Source organism: Pseudonocardia hierapolitana, from assembly GCF_007994075.1.
GTDB lineage: Bacteria > Actinomycetota > Actinomycetes > Mycobacteriales > Pseudonocardiaceae > Pseudonocardia > Pseudonocardia hierapolitana.
Genome location: NZ_VIWU01000001.1, coordinates 968,270 through 982,800 on the forward strand (window position 1 = coordinate 968,270; position 14,531 = coordinate 982,800).

The following is a 14,531-nucleotide window of genomic DNA, read 5'->3' on the forward strand; positions in this document are numbered from 1 at the left end:
GAGCGCAACCGGCTCCACGTCCTTCATCCGATCAGCCGGGGCCCCCCGTGACGGGTCCGCGCAGCACGACCAACGACCTGGCGTTGACCGTGACGGGATCGCCGGCGCCCGGCTTCGTCGGCGAAGCGACGCCCGTGGGCTCGGAGCTGTCCAGCTCCGGCTCCCAGACCTGTCCGTCCCGCGTCCGCGGTATCACGAACTCGAGCGCCGCCCACGACGCGTTGACGAGCACGAGGAAGTCGTCGTCGAGGAGCAGCGAGCCGTCGTCGGCGTGGTCGGGCATGTCGGCCCCGTCGAGGTAGATGGCCACGCTGCGCGCACGCGGATCAGCCCATTCCTCGGCGGTGACGATCTCGCCGGCCGGTGTGTACCAGCGCAGTTGCCACCAGTCGACCCCGGAGAGGAATCGCCGCCTCCGGAACACGGGATGCGCCCGGCGGAGGGCGACCAGGCGGCGCGTGAAGGCGAGCAGATCCTCGTCGACGTGTTCCCAGTCGAACCAGGTCAGCGGGCCGTCCTGGCAGTAGGCGTTGTTGTTCCCGTGCTGGGTGCGGCCCAGCTCGTCGCCGCCGAGCAGCATCGGCACCCCGAAGGACAGCAGCAACGTGGCCAGCAGCGCCCGTTGCTGGCCCCCGCGCAGCGCGAGCACGTCCGGGTCGGTGGTCGGGCCCTCGACACCGCAGTTCCACGATCGGTTGTCGTCGGTCCCGTCGCGGTTGTCGTCGCCGTTGGCCTCGTTGTGCTTGCTGTCGTAGGAGACGAGGTCGGCGAGCGTGAACCCGTCGTGCGCGGTGATCAGGTTGACCGAGGCGGTCGGGCGGCGGCCCCGGCCGCCGTAGAGGTCCGCCGAGCCGCTGAAGCGGGTGGCGAAGTCGCCGAGCAGGCCGGCGTGGCTACGCCAGAAGTCACGCATCGTGTCGCGGTAGCGGCCGTTCCACTCCCGCCACAGCGGCGGGAACCGACCGATGTCGTAGCTGTCGCCCTGGCCGACGTCCCACGGCTCGGCGATCAGCTTGGCCCGGGAGACGACCGGGTCCTGCGCGACCAGGTCGAAGAACGCCGAGAGGCGGTCGAAGCCGCCCTGCTCGCGGGCGAGCGTCGGCGCCAGGTCGAAGCGGAATCCATCGACCCGCATCTCGGTGAGCCAGTAGCGCAGCGAGTCCATGATCATCTGCAGGGCGAACGGGTCCGCCGCGTTGAGGGAATTGCCGCATCCGGTCGTATCGACGTAACGGCTCGGGTCCGCCGGGTCGAGACGGTAGTAGGCGGCGTTGTCGATGCCGCGGTGGCAGAGCGTGGGGCCGAGGTGATCGCCTTCGGCGGTGTGGTTGAACACCACGTCGAGCACCACCTCCAGCCCGGCGCCGTGCAGGGCGTCGACCATGGCCTGGAACTCGGCGACCTGTCCACCGGGGCGTCCGGCGCGCACGGCCGCGGAATAGCCGGCGTGCGGGGCGAAGTAGCCGATCGTGTTGTAGCCCCAGTAGTTGGTCAGGCCGCGCTCGGGCAGGAATGCCTCGGGCACGTTGTGGTGGACCGGAAGCAGCTCGACCGCGGTCACGCCGAGGCCCACCAGGTGGGCCAGCGCCGCGTCGTGCCCGAGGCCGGCGTAGGTCCCGCGCACTGCTGCCGGCACGTCGGGGTGGGCCGCCGTGAAGCCCTTGACGTGCACCTCGTAGAGGATCGTGTCCGAGTACCGGTACCGGGGCCGAGGTCGTTCGCTCCACCGGAACGCCGGGTCGATCACGACGCTGCGCGGCACGTGCGCCGCGGACTCGAGGTCGCTGCGCGCGTACGGGTCATCCGGCCGGTGGGCGAGCACTTCCGGCCCGAACCGCACCTCCCCGCTGATGGCCCGGGCGTAGGGGTCGAGCAGGAGCTTCGCCGCGTTGTAACGCAGCCCCCGGCGCGGATCCCACGGCCCGGACATCCGGTAGCCGTAGGCCTGGCCGGGGCCGGCACCCGGCACGAAACCGTGCCAGACGCCCGCGTCGTACTCGGTGAGCTCGACCTGGCGCTCCCCGCCGTCGTCGATCGGGCCGTCGTCGAACAGGCAGAGGCGCACCGCCTCCGCACCCGAGGCGACCGCGAAGTTCGTGCCACCGGCCGTCGGGCTCGCACCCAGCGGGAACATGCTCCCGGGCAGGGCTGACGTCACCGTGGTCGTCACGATCGCACCCCTTCGTCGCGCATCCGGCGCAGTACGGTGCCGATCGACTCGGTCGCGCCGTGCCTGCGGCGGATGAGGTCGGCGACCACGCCGGTCCACCCGGTCTGGTGGGACGCGCCGAGCCCGGCCCCGTTGTCGCCGTGGAAGTACTCGTTGAACAACAGGTTGTCCCGCCACGCCGGGTCGTCCTGCAGCCGGTCCACCCAGCCGAAGCACGGCCGACGGCCGTCGGCGCCCCTCAGGAAGATCGATATCAGGCGATCCTGGAGATCCCGCGCCACCGCACCCAACGACATCCGGTGCCCCGACCCGGTCGGGTAGTCGACCGCGTAGTCGTCGCCGAAGAACCGGTGGTACCGATCCAGCGCCTCGACCACCAGGTAGTTGAGGGGGAACCACACCGGGCCGCGCCAGTTGGAGTTGCCGCCGAACATGTCCGTGGTCGACTCCGCCGGTTCGTAGTCGATCGTGGCGCGGACCCCCTGGACGTCGAGCTCGTAGGGATGCTCGCGGTGGTAGGCGGAGAGGGCACGCAGACCGTACGGCGAGAGGAACTCGGCCGGGTCGAACAGCGGACGGAAGATCCGCTCCAGCTTGTCCGCGCTGACCACGCTGAGCAGCAGCTGGCGCTGGTCCGGGCCGCCGCGCAGGAGCCCGAGCTTGACGAGCTTCTCCCGGTCCCGCAGCCCTTCGCGGTCCAGGTACTCGGCGAAGTACTTCCCCGCGGCCTCGACGCGGTCCAGCATCTGCTCGTCGACGACCCCGGCGGCGAGCATCGGGATGATGCCGACCATCGAGCGGGTCCTGATCGGTACCCGCCGGCCGTCGGGCGTGGCGAGCCGGTCGTAGAACAGGCCGTCGGTGTCGTCCCACAGCCCCTGGGAGTCGATCGCGTCGCGGATCGCGGCGAAGTGCTCGAGGAACTTCAGCACCAGGTCGTCCGCCGGTCGCTGTCCGGCGCGGCGCAGTATCAGCGCGATCGTGCCCATCGACAGGGCGTAGGTGGCCATCCACCCGGTGGCGTCGGACTGCTCCAGCACCCAGCCCTCCGGCAGGTGCGAACGGTCGATCGGACCGATGTTGTCCAGCCCGAGGAACCCGCCTTCGAACAGGTTCGAGCCGTCGGCGTCCTCGAGGTTCACCCACCACGTGAAGTTGACCAGCAGCTTGTCGAACACACGGCTGAGGAACTCGATGTCCCGGCCGCCGTCGATGGCGAACACCTCGAGCGCTGCCCACGCCTGCACCGGCGGGTTGACGTCGCCGAAGTCCCATTCGTACGCGGGCAATGCGCCGTTCGGGTGCTGGAACCACTCGCGGCAGATCAGGAGGAGCTGTGACTTGGCGAACGCGGGATCGACGTGCGCCAGGGTGACGCAGTGGAAGGCCAGGTCCCAGGCGGCGAACCAGGGGTACTCCCACTTGTCCGGCATCGACATGATGTCGAAGGCCTTGAACGTGCGCCATCGGGAGTTGCGGCCGAATCGTCGTGATCCGGGCGGGAGTGGTTCGTTCGGGTCGCCGTCCAGCCAGCGCGCCACGTCGTAGTGGTAGAGCTGCTTGCTCCACAGCATCCCGGCGAACGCCTGGCGCATCACGGCCGCCTCGTCCGGGGATGCGGTGGGTGGCGTCAGCTCGGCGTAGAACTCGTCGGCCTCGGCCCGCCGTGCCGCCCGGACCAGCTCGAAGTCCGTGCCGACCGTGCCGACCGGTTCCGGCGGGGCCCCCGCCGGACGCAGCCGTAGCCGCAGCTCGACGGTCTCGCCCGGTCCGACGTCGATCCGGTACCAGGCCGCGCACTTGCTGCCGCGCCGCTCCGGGTTCACCGTCGCCGCGCCCGCGACGACGTGGTCGTTGATGCCGTCCTTCGGGAACCGAGGCCCTGGGTCCGCTCCGTACAGCCGGCCCGTGTTCGTCTCGTTGTCGCAGAACAGCAGGGTGGGGTCGGCGCCATCGGGACCCGGTCCGGCGACGAGTTCCAGGTCGCCGAGGAACGGGTGCGGCACGGTCACCGACCGCGAACCGGTGGCCTCCAGCACGGGCGCGGGTGCCTCGAGCTCCCAGGACCAGGTGTTGCGGAACCACAGCGTGGGGAGCACGTGCACCACGTCGGCCGCCGGGCCGGCGTTGGTCACCTCGATGGTCATCAACAGATCGGTGGGATCGGCCTTCGCATAATGCACCTCGACGATCCAGTAGCGGTTGTCGTCGAAAACGCCGGTGTCGAGCAGCTCGTACTCGGGATCGTGCTTGCCGCGCCTACCGTTCTCCGCACGCAGCTGCTCGTAGGGGAAAGCACGTTGTGGGTAGTGGTAGCGGTAGCGGTTCCAGGCGTGGCTGGGCAGGGCGTCGAGATACCACCAGTACTCCTTGACGTCCTCGCCGTGGTTGGCCTCCGATCCGGTAAGCCCGTACGCCCGCTCCTTGAGGATCGGGTCGCGGCCGTTCCACAACGCGAGCCCGAGGCACAACCGCTGCTCGATGTCGCTGAACCCGGCGAGGCCGTCCTCGCCCCACCGGTACGCCTGGGATCGCGCGCGGTCGTGCGGGAGGTAGGTCCAGGCCTCACCGTCGGCGCTGTAGTCCTCGCGGACCGTGCCCCACTGCCGCTCGCTGAGGTACGGCCCCCAGAAATACCAGGGGCTCGCGTGCCCGCCCTCGACGTGCCCGAATCCCTCGGCGCGCTCGCGTTCGGCTCCCACCGCGACCTCCCCTGGTTCGCCCCACGGCGGGGCCGAGTCTCGGACCTCGACATCTCCGGGAACTCATCCGCTGAGGGCGAACCGGTCGCTCGTCAGGATCGGCCGGCAGAGGTGGTACGCACGGCGTCGTCGCGTGAGGCACGGCTCCCGTTCCGGTGGCCGACACCGCGGCATGAGCCGCCCGACGTGGGTGAGGCGGCCGGGCCACGGCCCGATGCACGCTCAGAGGGACCTCGTCGATGGAGGACCGCGATGCGAACCGTGCTCAACGTCATCTGGCTGCTCCTCTGCGGGATCTGGCTCGCCATCGGCTACGTCCTCGCCGGAGTGGTCTGCTGCCTCCTCATCGTCACGATCCCGTTCGGGCTGGCGTCGTTCCGGATCGCGGACTTCGCGCTGTGGCCCTTCGGCCGGCAACTCGTGCGCCGCGAGGACGCCGGAGCGCCGTCCACCATCGGCAACGTCATCTGGATCATCTTCGCCGGCTGGTGGCTCGCGCTCGCGCACCTCACCACGGCCGTCGCGCTGGCGGTCACGATCATCGGGATCCCGCTCGCCTGGGCCAGCCTGAAGCTGATCCCGGTCTCGCTCGTCCCGCTCGGGCGGATCATCGTGCCCACGGACGACGCGCAGGCCACCCGGTATCCCGTGGTGCGCTGACCCCGCAGGGGTCTCGCCCGGTGCGGATGCGAACATCGGCTTTCGGTCGTAGACCACGATCGAGCCGACGACGAGGTCCTGTACCGAACGGCGCGTCGGGCTGATCGCACACCACAGCAGCCCGACGGGGAACGCGACGCAGGCCAGTGCGCGCACCGACGCGCGGGCCCAGCCCAGTCGGCCGCCCCGTCGCGCGAGCACCCGGATCCCGAGCAGGCCTGCGCCGTAGGTGCACCCGGTCGTGGCCCACGCCACGGTGAGGTAGGCGGTCGCGATCAGTCCTCCAACGACAACGGTGACCTCCGTCGTCGGTCGGGGCCACGTGAAGGCGAGGGGCGACCACGCGAACCGGACGCCCGCGATCGAGAGGTACACCAACACGGTCAGCAGCACGACCACGACGAGGTCCACGGCGGCGGCGAGAAGCCGGGTAACCACGCCCGCCCGACACGGCCCGGGGGTGGCGCTCATCTCCCGCCCTCGCTGTGCCGACGATCCGCTTGCAAGATCACTCATTGCAGCGCAGGCCGCTCTGGATCCGGCCGTCGCAACACCCGGCCGACGAAGCGCGCGACCGCATCGTCGGCGTGCATCCCCTCCGCCCGGAGGCCGTGCACCGTCTCGGAGGACAACGCCCTGCTGGACTGGCGGATGATCTCGGGCAGATCGATCGCGTCGATGACCTCGCGCGCGATCCCGGCGAGGTCGAGGCGGGCGACCACGGCGTCGAGGTCCACCCGCCCGACAACCGCATCCGCGTCGAGACGCTCCGCGATCGCGTCGAGATCGATACGGGATGTGACGAGGTCCAGATCGACCTTGGCGACGATCGCGTCGACGTCGATGCGGTCGAGGATGGCGTCGAGGTTCACCCGCGCCACGGCGGCGTCCAGATCAGCGCGGCTCACCGCAGCGTCGAGGTCGGCGCGGGCGACGATGGCGTCCACATCGATTCCGCGGGCGAGCGCGTCGAGATCGACGTTGCGGCGGACGAGCTCGGTCAGGTCGACGACATCCACCACGGCCAGCACGAGCCGGCGGACGGTCGCCCGCATCGCGTGCTCCAGCTCGGCCCGGACCTGTCCCCCGCGATCGGCGAGGCCTGCCAACACCCGCTCCCCCACTCCGATGCGGGACATCCGCAGGCCGAGCTGGAGCACCGTGCCTGCAGCGGCGAGGACGGGCCCGGCGAGCGTCCCCACCAGGTCAGCGAGGGCGGCCCCGGCGCCCAGTGCCGTGTCCGCTCTACCACCGGGCAACACGTCGGGTCGGTCGCCCCGCCGCTCGTCATCGCTCACGCGTCCACGCTCCGTCGGACTCCACGCCTCGGCCTCACCCGGAGCAGGCGAAATCCGCAGTACGGCAGGCGATGACGACCCCCGGCCCGGCCGCCGGCCGGCAAGATCGCGGCCGAGATCAGCCAGCTGCGCGAGGCGCACGATCGCACCGCTGTCCCCCGCGCCCCGGCGCCGCGACGGAGTCGGCTCGGGCCCGGGCCGAGCGCGGGCGGAGGCTCCATCGCCCGGCTCACCCGTCACGGGTGAGGGACCGGCAGCATCCGAGAGCCATGATCGCTGCGAACCGCACGAGGAGGAGGTACAGCCCGATGTCCACATCGCACCAGGCCACGCCTGGTAGCCAGGCCGACTATCGCGATGCCACAGCGCGCAGCGCGACCGGCGCCTCGCCACTGGCCAGCGGGCTCGCCCTGTTCGCCGGAATAGTCATGATCATCGCAGGGATCTTCCAAGCCGTCGCGGGGCTGGTGGCGCTCTTCCAGAACGAGCTGTACGTCGTCGGCGTGACCTACGTGTTCTCCTTCGACGTCACTGCCTGGGGCTGGATCCACCTGCTCGTCGGTGCCCTCGTCGCCGTTGCCGGTGGGGCCGTGCTCATGGGCCACCTCTGGGGACGCGTCATCGGGATCGGGCTCGCCAGCCTGAGCATGATCGCCAACTTCCTGTTCGTCCCCTACTACCCGATCTGGTCACTACTGATCATCGCGTTGGACGTGGCCGTGATCTGGGCCCTCTGCTCGTACGATCGCGAAGCCGCTCGACGCTGACGCGCCACCGACTCCTGGTCCAGCGCAGCGTCGAGCTACCGGGCGGATCAGCCGCAGCACGTAGTGCCCGCGCCAACCGAATGCTGCTCCAGCCCCCGGAACACCCCATGAGGAGACCCGAGGTGCGCCCTGTCAACCGTCCACCGGCCTTACGACTGGCCTCCGAGCCCGACCGGTTCGCCCTCGAGGGCGACGAGGCTTCCGGGCGCCGCACCTTTCCGACGCAACCGGCAGTAGGGCGCCACGACACGGCCACGCTCGAGAGCTGGGCCCGTGCGTGCTGGCCGATGCATCTGAACGCCGTGCTGGGGAACGAGATCGACCGGGCCGTTGAGGCCGGTGTCCTGACAGTCCCGGAAGGCGAGTCCCTCATCGCGCGGCTCGCCGTCGTGATCGACCAGGCCCTAGGCGTCGACGAGAACCGATGAGCTGAGCCAGGCAGCGGGGCGCGCGACCGCCGTCGGCCGGCGCGTTGCCATCAGCGTCGCCGCCGCTTCGCCGAAGGTCGCTGGGCCGACAAGCTCGCCGGGTCATTTCACGGCCCCCATCGACAGGCCCTGCACGAGATGTCCTCGAAGTTGAGCATGGCCGGTGGTTCGAATGCGGGCTATCCCGACCCGTCGGAGGCGTTCGCCGGTCGAGCCGACTGTTCCTGCGCGATCGCCACGAAATCCTGGACGAGCCGGCTGCGGCGGGACGCATCCCAGGCCAAGCACACGTGGTTGGGCCCGAGGTCGCGCACGGCAGCGTGAATGATGTCGGGCCGGGTGTAGAACGTGGCCGTCGACAGCGGGAGCACCACCACTCCGCGCCCGGCGGCGACGTGCTCCAGCTTCTCCTCGACCGTGCGCACCCGCGGCTGCGGCACCCGCGTGCCGGTACGCAGCTCGGTGGCGATGTCACGCCACTCCGGGACGGCGTCGGGGTCCTGCAGGAGGTGCTCGTCGGCGAGGTCTGAGATCGCGATCGACTCCTTGCCCGCCAGCCGGTGGTCGGCCGGCAGTACGACGACCCGTGGTTCGGTCACCAACGGCCGCATACCCAGCCCGCGTGCGTCGACCGGGAGCCGCACGTAGCTGACGTCGGCCCGGCCGTCGTGGATCACGTCGGTCTGGTCGTCCCAGCTGGTCCGTAGCACCTTCACGTCGAGCTGCGGGTGCCGAGCGAGCAGGGTGCGCACCGCGGAGGTGACGATCAGCCCCGGCATGAACCCGATCGTGAACGTGCGCTTGCCGTCGGCCGCCTCCGCGACCCGGCGGCGCAGCGCCTCGGCCCCGGCGAGCAGGGGGCGGGCGTCGGCGAGCAACTGCTCCCCGGCCTCGGTGAGCGAGGTGGAGCGCCGGTTGCGGTCGAACAACGACACGTTGAGCTCTCTCTCCAGAGCCCGGATCTGGCGGGAGAGCACCGGCTGCGCGATGTGCAGCGCGTCCGCCGCGCGGCCGAAGTGCAGGTGCTCGGCCACCGCGACGAAATAGCGCAACTTGCGCAGGTCGACGTCCATCACAGCCCCACCTGCGTCCTCCACCAGCGGTAAGACCTCGAGGGTATGACAGCGGGGCCAGAAGGTCTTGGACGGCGGGCACGAGCCGGGCCCACTGTGGAGGCATCCCCAAGACGAAGGAGCCTCCAAGTTGGACCTCAAAGGTTCACGCGTCGTCCTGCTCGGCGGCACGTCCGGCATCGGATTCGCGACGGCGGTGGCCGCCGCGGAACGCGGCGCCGAGGTGACCGTGGTGTCCGGCAACCCGGCGAGCGTCGAACGCGCGCTCGCAGCACTGCCCACCGGCACGCGTGGGCAGGCCGTCGACCTCAACGACCCGGCACAGGTCCGGTCCCTCTTCGCCCGGCTCGATCTCGACCACCTCGTCTACACGGCAGGCGAACCGCTCGCGCTCATGCCGGTGGCCGAGCTCGACCTCGACAGGGCGCGGGCGTTCTTCGGCCTGCGCTACTTCGGCGTGCTCGCAGCGGTCCACGCCGCCGCCCCGCACATCCGCGCGGGCGGTTCGATCACCCTCACGACCGGTACCGCCTCGGTCCGCCCCGGGCCGGGCTGGGCGGTGGCGGCGAGCATCTGCGGGGCGGTGGAGGCCCTGACCCGGACGCTTGCGGTGGAGCTCGCGCCGATCAGGGTCAACGCCGTGCAGCCCGGCGTCGTCCGGTCGCCGCTCTGGTCGGGCATGTCCGAGGCCGACCGGGAGGAGATGTACCGCGAGGTCGGCGCCTCTCTCCCGGCAGGACGCGTCGGCGAGGTCGAGGACATCGCAGCGGGTTACCTGTCGCTGATGACCCAGCCGTACGCCACCGGCACGATCCTCACCCTGGACGGCGGCACGCTCGTCGCCTGACCCGCGCGCACCGAACCCCTATGGCTGGGGTCGCTCCATTCCCTCACAGGAGGATGTCGATCGTGGTAGGCCAGGCGGGAACGGTCATGATCGGCGGGAACCTCGAGGTTGATCGAGGTGCTGGGCGCTAGGGCCGCGGCGCCGATCTACGAGGTTCGCGTCTACGTGTGACGCCACGCTCCTGCTGACCGAGACAGCAGCGACACGCCGGGCGCGGTGATCGGTTCACCAGGGCTGAGCCGTGATCAATCGCGGCCGTCATTGTCGAGCGGCGCCAGCGGCGGAGAAGCGCGACGGCCAAGACGCAAGCGCCGGCGTTCAGTTCGAGGGGGCGATCCGAGACGCGAGAGCGGACTCCTGGGCGAGGCGCCGGAGTGCCGAGAACATCGCGTCGCCCAGGACGCTGGCCGCGATGACCGCCTCGGCGCGCGCTTCTTCGCCGTCGATGCCGAGGAGCTCGTCCACTTCGCGCCGGGCCAGCTCGTCAGCGGCGCGGGCGTAGTCGTCGACGGCGTCGAGGATCTCGGTACGTCCGATCGCGCGCAGTGTCGTCACCACCTCCGCGAGAGACTGTCGTGCCGGGTTGCGCTCGCGCACGCGCCATCCCTGCCGGGCGATGAGCGCGTCGACCTCGGCGAGGGCGTCACCCGTGCTCTCCGAAGCGCCACTGCGCCGTGCGGGGCTTCTGAGTCCGTACTGCACCTGACCGAGCACGGCGAAGTCATTGCCCGACTTCGACTCCATCGCAGCGATCACTGCCCGCGCCGCCTCCACCGAGAGCCCGCCGATCTCCAGCAGGGCGCGCACCAGGCGAAGTCGCCGCACGTGCGACTCGCTGTACACCGCCTGGTTCGGGCTCGTCAGCCGGCCCGGTTCGACAAGGCCCTCGCGCAGGTAGAAGCGGATCGTGGGCGCCGGCACGCCGCTGCGCGCGCTCAACTCGGCCATTCGCATGTGCCGAGTATGCAACAGCGATTCACGCTATGCGTAGTGCTACTACACGTACCTGTGATACACGTTGAGGAGAGCCCTCGTCGAAGGAGCCTGATGACCTCGTCCCCCACCCCCGGCGCGGCGATCGCCACGCAATGCCGCTCGCCGTGGACGATGCGGGTCACACTCGGTGTGATCGGCCTGCTCACGATGACTCCGGCCCTCGCGCTGGTCTCACCCGGCCAGCTCGCCAGCTACGGCGTGGAATCCCCGGACGCGCTGGTGACGACCCTGCTCCAGCACAGGGCAGCCCTTCAGCTCGCCCTGGGAGCCGCGCTCGTCTGGGCCGGCGTCGATCCCCACGTGCGAGTGCCGATCCTGCTCGCCGCCACCTTCACCAAGGGCGTCGGCGTCGTCCTGACCCTCAGCCGGCCCGAGGTCTTCGCTGCGTCGTCAGGCAACATCGGGCTCTGGTTCGACATCGGATGCCTCGTGGTGCTGCCAGCGGTCGCCGTGTACACCGTCGTCTCCCCGCGGCGGGGGCACACGCGATGAGCGTCCTCGAAGAGGTGCAGCCCTCACCGGGCACCACCTACCGCCCGCGACGGGATCACGCGACCTCGACGACCACTTTGCCGAGCGAACGACCCTCGCCAACGTGGGCAAGGGCCTGCGGTACCTCTTCGAGCGGGAACGTGCGATCGACGTGGATCCGGAGGTCGCCTGCCACGCACCGCTCAGCGAGCGGCTCGAAGTGCTCGGGCCCTGTCTTCACCGCGAGCACACCGAGCCGGCGACCGGTCAACAGCCCCAGCGCAGCGCCCACGGTCAGCACGCGGAGCAGGGCGCGCGTAGTGCCACCGACACAGAGGTACCGTCCCCCGCCGGCAAGGGCACGGCGGTAGGCGAAGACCGAGCGGTGGGCGACCAGGTCGAGCACCACGTCCTGCGGCTCGCCCCGGGTGAAGTCCTGTGTGCGGTAGTCGAGCACCTCGTCGGCGCCCACCGAGCGCATGAAGTCAGACTTGTCGCCGTTGTCGACGGCGGTCACGTGGGCGCCTGCCCGCTTGGCGAGCTGGATCGCGAACGAGCCCGACCCGCCGCCTGCCCCGTTGACCAGCACCCGCCGGCCCGGCCCCGCGGTTGCCGTGCCCTGCCATGCGATGGCGCCGGCCTGCGGGATCGTCGAGGCCTCGGCGAAGGACAGCGCGTCGGGCTTGTGCGCCAGTGCAGAGGCAGGCGCGACGGCGTACTCCGCGAAGCCACCCTTGAGCCACAAGTTGTCGCCGTACACCTCATCGCCGACGGCGAAGCCGGTGACCTCCGGTCCGACCGCCTCGACCCACCCAGCGATGTCGGAGCCGAGTACCGGCCGCGCCGGCCGCCGCAGGCCACCGATCCGGGAGTAGAGCGGACTCCCCCGCAGGGTCTCCCAGTCCGACAGGTTCACCGATGTCGCGGCGACCCGGACCAGCAGCTGACCCCGCCCCGGCGACGGCACCGGCACCTCCTCGACGCGCAGCACCGAGGGTGGGCCGTAGCGGTCGTAGACGACCGCCCTCACGACGACCCGCCCCTCGCCCCACCACGGCCACCAGGCACGCCCGCAGCCTAGCCGGACCTGGCCGGGCGACACCCCGATCATGGTCGACACAGGCCGGTAGCGAACCTGCAGGCCGCTGGCCACGTACAGGTCCGCCAGGCGCTCCTCCTCCACGTCGACGAGCGCCGCGCCGACGTCGCCGAGCGAGTCGACCTGGCGTGCACCTCGGCATCGGTGAGCACGTTCGACGGCGCCCGGCGACCCTCGGCGTCGGCGGGCCGGGGTCAGCGGGAGACGCGAAGCAGCGGGAACACGCTATCGGAGACCTCGGTCAGCAGAGCACGCGGCAGGTCGTAGGACCCGACGTGCTGCAGGAACACCGCGTCGGCGCCGGCCGCGCGCACGCTCGTCAGCCGATCGACGATCTCGGCCGGCGTGCCGTAGAGGCAGAACTCCCGGGCGAAGGCGGTGGCCGCGGCGTCCGGGACGTACGGGTCGCACGCCTGCACCGCCGACTCCCAGTCCTCGGCATGCACCAGGTCGGGGTAGACGCCGGGCAGGTGCTCCGGCACGTCCACGTGGACGCCGGCCAGCGCAAGGAAGGGCGCCCCTCCGTTCTGGGCGATCCGCGCGCAGATCGGCTTGAGCTCCCGGGCGACGCGCGGCACGTCGTCCGTCACCCGGCAGAACGCGGACACCGTCATCGGGACCGCCCCTCGCCCGGCGGCGTGCGCTCCGTCCTGGACGCGGGCGGCCGCGGCGGCCAGCGGGCCGGCGGCCACCCCGGAGAGCAGGATCGCGCCGTCGGCGAGCTCGCCGGCCAGTCGCAGGTTCCGCGGGCCGCTGGCCGCGAGGTGGATCGGCACGTCCACGGGGTCGCGTAGCCGGGACGTCGCCCCGCCGAAGTCCACGGCCCCTCCCGCGAGCAGGATCCGCACGATCGCGAGCCGCTCGCGCAGCTCGGCGCCGGTGGACGCTCGCAGTCCCACCGGACCGACGGCGCTGTCCCCGACGCCGACCCCGAGCACGAACCGGCCGGGGGCGAGCTCGGCGACGGTGCGCGCCGCCGATGCGAGTACCGCGGGATGACGGGTGACGACGTTCGTCACGGCTGTGCCCAGCGTGATCCGCGAGGTCGCGGCGGCCGCGGCGGCGGCGACGGCGAACACGTCGCGCCACAGCAGCTGCGAGTCGGGGAACCAGACCTCGTCGAACCCCGCCCGCTCCGCGTCCCGCGCGAGCGCGGCGATCTCCGGCACCGGGGCGCAGGGCGGGATGCGCAGGCCGACCCTCATGGCAGTACCTCCTCGTACGACGTACGGTACGTACTGACGCAAGGGGGTTCGATGGCCGGGGAGTCGAAGCGGTCGGGGCGTGAGACCGCGCTCTCGGCGGACCGGATCATCGAAGCGGCGCTGCGCATCTCCGACGCCGAGGGCGACATCGACCGGCTCACGGTCCGCGGGCTCGCGGCGGACCTGGGCGTCGGCACGATGTCGCTCTACGGCTACTTCCGCAGCAAGGACGAGATCCTCGACGGCATGGCCGACCACGTGCTCGGCCGGATGCGGCTGCCACCCGAGCCGGACGCCGGACCCGCCGAGGCGCTGCGGACCGTCGGTCACGCCTTCCTGGCGCTGATGCGCGAGCACCCGTCGGTCATGCGGCTCTTCGCGACCCGTGTCACCAGCAGCCGTGCCGCGCTGCGCGGAGCGATGGAGGCCGTACTGGCGCGCCTCGTGGACGCCGGGATCCCGGGCCCGCAGGCGGCCCGGTGTTACGGCTTCCTCCTGACGTACGCGATCGGCTTCGCCAGCTACCAGAAGCCCCGCCCGTGGGGCCGCAGCGACCGGGCGGCGAGCGCCGAGGAACGCCGCCAGCGCACGCACTTCTACGCGGCCCTGCCCATCGACGAGTTCCCGCACGTCGTGGAGCTCGCCGGGGACATCGCCGACCTGCCGTCCGACGAGCAGTTCGACGCGGGCCTCGAGGCCTACATCGACGCCACCCTCCGCACCCTGCAGCACGTCCGCGCCTGACGGGTCGTTCCGGCCACCGGACCGGGCTCCTTGACCCCGTGCGGCGGACCGTACACGGTACGGCCACTCTT

The 14,531-nt window shown here is 71.2% G+C and carries 13 protein-coding genes and 1 pseudogene; 6 read left to right on the plus strand and 8 right to left on the minus strand.

The window, feature by feature from the left end; genetic code table 11:
- Positions 1 to 31: 31 nt before the first annotated feature.
- Positions 32 to 2,170: a glycogen debranching protein GlgX gene (glgX, locus tag FHX44_RS42665; RefSeq protein ID WP_425469114.1), complete on the minus strand. Its 2,139-nt coding sequence runs from the start codon at positions 2,168 to 2,170 to the stop codon at positions 32 to 34.
- Positions 2,167 to 4,872 (minus strand): MGH1-like glycoside hydrolase domain-containing protein, encoded by a 2,706-nt coding sequence (locus FHX44_RS42670; protein ID WP_147254340.1) that lies wholly within the window; start codon positions 4,870 to 4,872, stop codon positions 2,167 to 2,169. The genes glgX and FHX44_RS42670 overlap by 4 nt, the downstream gene beginning before the upstream one ends.
- 252 nt (positions 4,873 to 5,124) lie before the next feature.
- Here FHX44_RS42670 and FHX44_RS04725 point away from each other — a divergent pair, with 252 nt between their 5' ends.
- Positions 5,125 to 5,532 (plus strand): YccF domain-containing protein, encoded by a 408-nt coding sequence (locus tag FHX44_RS04725; RefSeq protein WP_142100035.1) that lies wholly within the window; start codon positions 5,125 to 5,127, stop codon positions 5,530 to 5,532.
- A gap of 81 nt (positions 5,533 to 5,613) precedes the next feature.
- Here the strand turns inward: FHX44_RS04725 and FHX44_RS44145 are convergent.
- Positions 5,614 to 6,048: pseudogene (locus FHX44_RS44145) on the minus strand (RDD family protein); the annotation flags it as partial.
- The gene (locus FHX44_RS04735) at positions 6,045 to 6,830 is read right to left on the minus strand and encodes a hypothetical protein (RefSeq protein ID WP_147254341.1); all 786 of its coding nucleotides are present in this window, start codon (positions 6,828 to 6,830) and stop codon (positions 6,045 to 6,047) included. The gene FHX44_RS04735 and the pseudogene FHX44_RS44145, both read right to left, overlap by 4 nt.
- Before the next feature lie 308 nt (positions 6,831 to 7,138).
- On the opposite strand from FHX44_RS04735, the gene FHX44_RS04740 reads away from it, so the two are divergent.
- Entirely contained in the window at positions 7,139 to 7,597 is a 459-nt protein-coding gene (locus FHX44_RS04740; RefSeq protein WP_246170211.1) for a DUF7144 family membrane protein, read from the plus strand.
- A 122-nt stretch (positions 7,598 to 7,719) separates the two neighbouring features.
- Positions 7,720 to 8,025: a hypothetical protein gene (locus FHX44_RS04745; protein ID WP_147254342.1), complete on the plus strand. Its 306-nt coding sequence runs from the start codon at positions 7,720 to 7,722 to the stop codon at positions 8,023 to 8,025.
- A gap of 179 nt (positions 8,026 to 8,204) precedes the next feature.
- Here FHX44_RS04745 and FHX44_RS04750 read toward each other — a convergent pair whose 3' ends face one another.
- Positions 8,205 to 9,098 (minus strand): LysR family transcriptional regulator, encoded by an 894-nt coding sequence (locus tag FHX44_RS04750; protein WP_147254343.1) that lies wholly within the window; start codon positions 9,096 to 9,098, stop codon positions 8,205 to 8,207.
- Between the two features lie 130 nt (positions 9,099 to 9,228).
- Here FHX44_RS04750 and FHX44_RS04755 point away from each other — a divergent pair, with 130 nt between their 5' ends.
- Positions 9,229 to 9,945, plus strand: a complete 717-nt coding sequence (locus FHX44_RS04755) for an SDR family oxidoreductase (RefSeq protein ID WP_147254344.1) — start codon at positions 9,229 to 9,231, stop codon at positions 9,943 to 9,945.
- A gap of 318 nt (positions 9,946 to 10,263) precedes the next feature.
- Here FHX44_RS04755 and FHX44_RS04760 read toward each other — a convergent pair whose 3' ends face one another.
- Complete coding sequence (locus FHX44_RS04760) at positions 10,264 to 10,899, minus strand: MerR family transcriptional regulator (protein WP_147254345.1); 636 nt, start codon at positions 10,897 to 10,899, stop codon at positions 10,264 to 10,266.
- Between the two features lie 93 nt (positions 10,900 to 10,992).
- On the opposite strand from FHX44_RS04760, the gene FHX44_RS04765 reads away from it, so the two are divergent.
- Positions 10,993 to 11,433, plus strand: a complete 441-nt coding sequence (locus tag FHX44_RS04765) for a hypothetical protein (RefSeq protein ID WP_212612328.1) — start codon at positions 10,993 to 10,995, stop codon at positions 11,431 to 11,433.
- 55 nt (positions 11,434 to 11,488) lie between these two features.
- On the opposite strand, the gene FHX44_RS04770 is transcribed toward FHX44_RS04765, so the two are convergent.
- On the minus strand, positions 11,489 to 12,595 hold the full coding sequence (locus FHX44_RS04770; RefSeq protein ID WP_212612329.1) for an NAD(P)-dependent alcohol dehydrogenase: 1,107 nt from the start codon (positions 12,593 to 12,595) through the stop codon (positions 11,489 to 11,491).
- A 110-nt stretch (positions 12,596 to 12,705) separates the two neighbouring features.
- Positions 12,706 to 13,716 carry an LLM class flavin-dependent oxidoreductase gene (locus FHX44_RS04775; protein ID WP_147254346.1) on the minus strand — a complete coding sequence of 337 codons (1,011 nt, stop codon included), beginning with the start codon at positions 13,714 to 13,716 and terminating at the stop codon, positions 12,706 to 12,708.
- 51 nt (positions 13,717 to 13,767) lie between these two features.
- Here FHX44_RS04775 and FHX44_RS04780 point away from each other — a divergent pair, with 51 nt between their 5' ends.
- Positions 13,768 to 14,460 carry a TetR/AcrR family transcriptional regulator gene (locus tag FHX44_RS04780; protein ID WP_147254347.1) on the plus strand — a complete coding sequence of 231 codons (693 nt, stop codon included), beginning with the start codon at positions 13,768 to 13,770 and terminating at the stop codon, positions 14,458 to 14,460.
- Positions 14,461 to 14,531: the final 71 nt, after the last annotated feature.

What these genes read in the sequence shown, in the direction of transcription:
- FHX44_RS04725 (WP_142100035.1), top strand. Translation starts at nt 5,125, where the DNA reads ATGCGAACCGTGCTCAACGTCATCTGGCTGCTCCTCTGCGGGATCTGG.
- FHX44_RS04740 (WP_246170211.1), top strand. Translation starts at nt 7,139, where the DNA reads ATGTCCACATCGCACCAGGCCACGCCTGGTAGCCAGGCCGACTATCGC.
- FHX44_RS04750 (WP_147254343.1), bottom strand. Translation starts at nt 9,098, where the DNA reads ATGGACGTCGACCTGCGCAAGTTGCGCTATTTCGTCGCGGTGGCCGAG.
- FHX44_RS04760 (WP_147254345.1), bottom strand. Translation starts at nt 10,899, where the DNA reads ATGCGAATGGCCGAGTTGAGCGCGCGCAGCGGCGTGCCGGCGCCCACG.
- FHX44_RS04765 (WP_212612328.1), top strand. Translation starts at nt 10,993, where the DNA reads ATGACCTCGTCCCCCACCCCCGGCGCGGCGATCGCCACGCAATGCCGC.
- FHX44_RS04775 (WP_147254346.1), bottom strand. Translation starts at nt 13,716, where the DNA reads ATGAGGGTCGGCCTGCGCATCCCGCCCTGCGCCCCGGTGCCGGAGATC.
- FHX44_RS04780 (WP_147254347.1), top strand. Translation starts at nt 13,768, where the DNA reads ATGGCCGGGGAGTCGAAGCGGTCGGGGCGTGAGACCGCGCTCTCGGCG.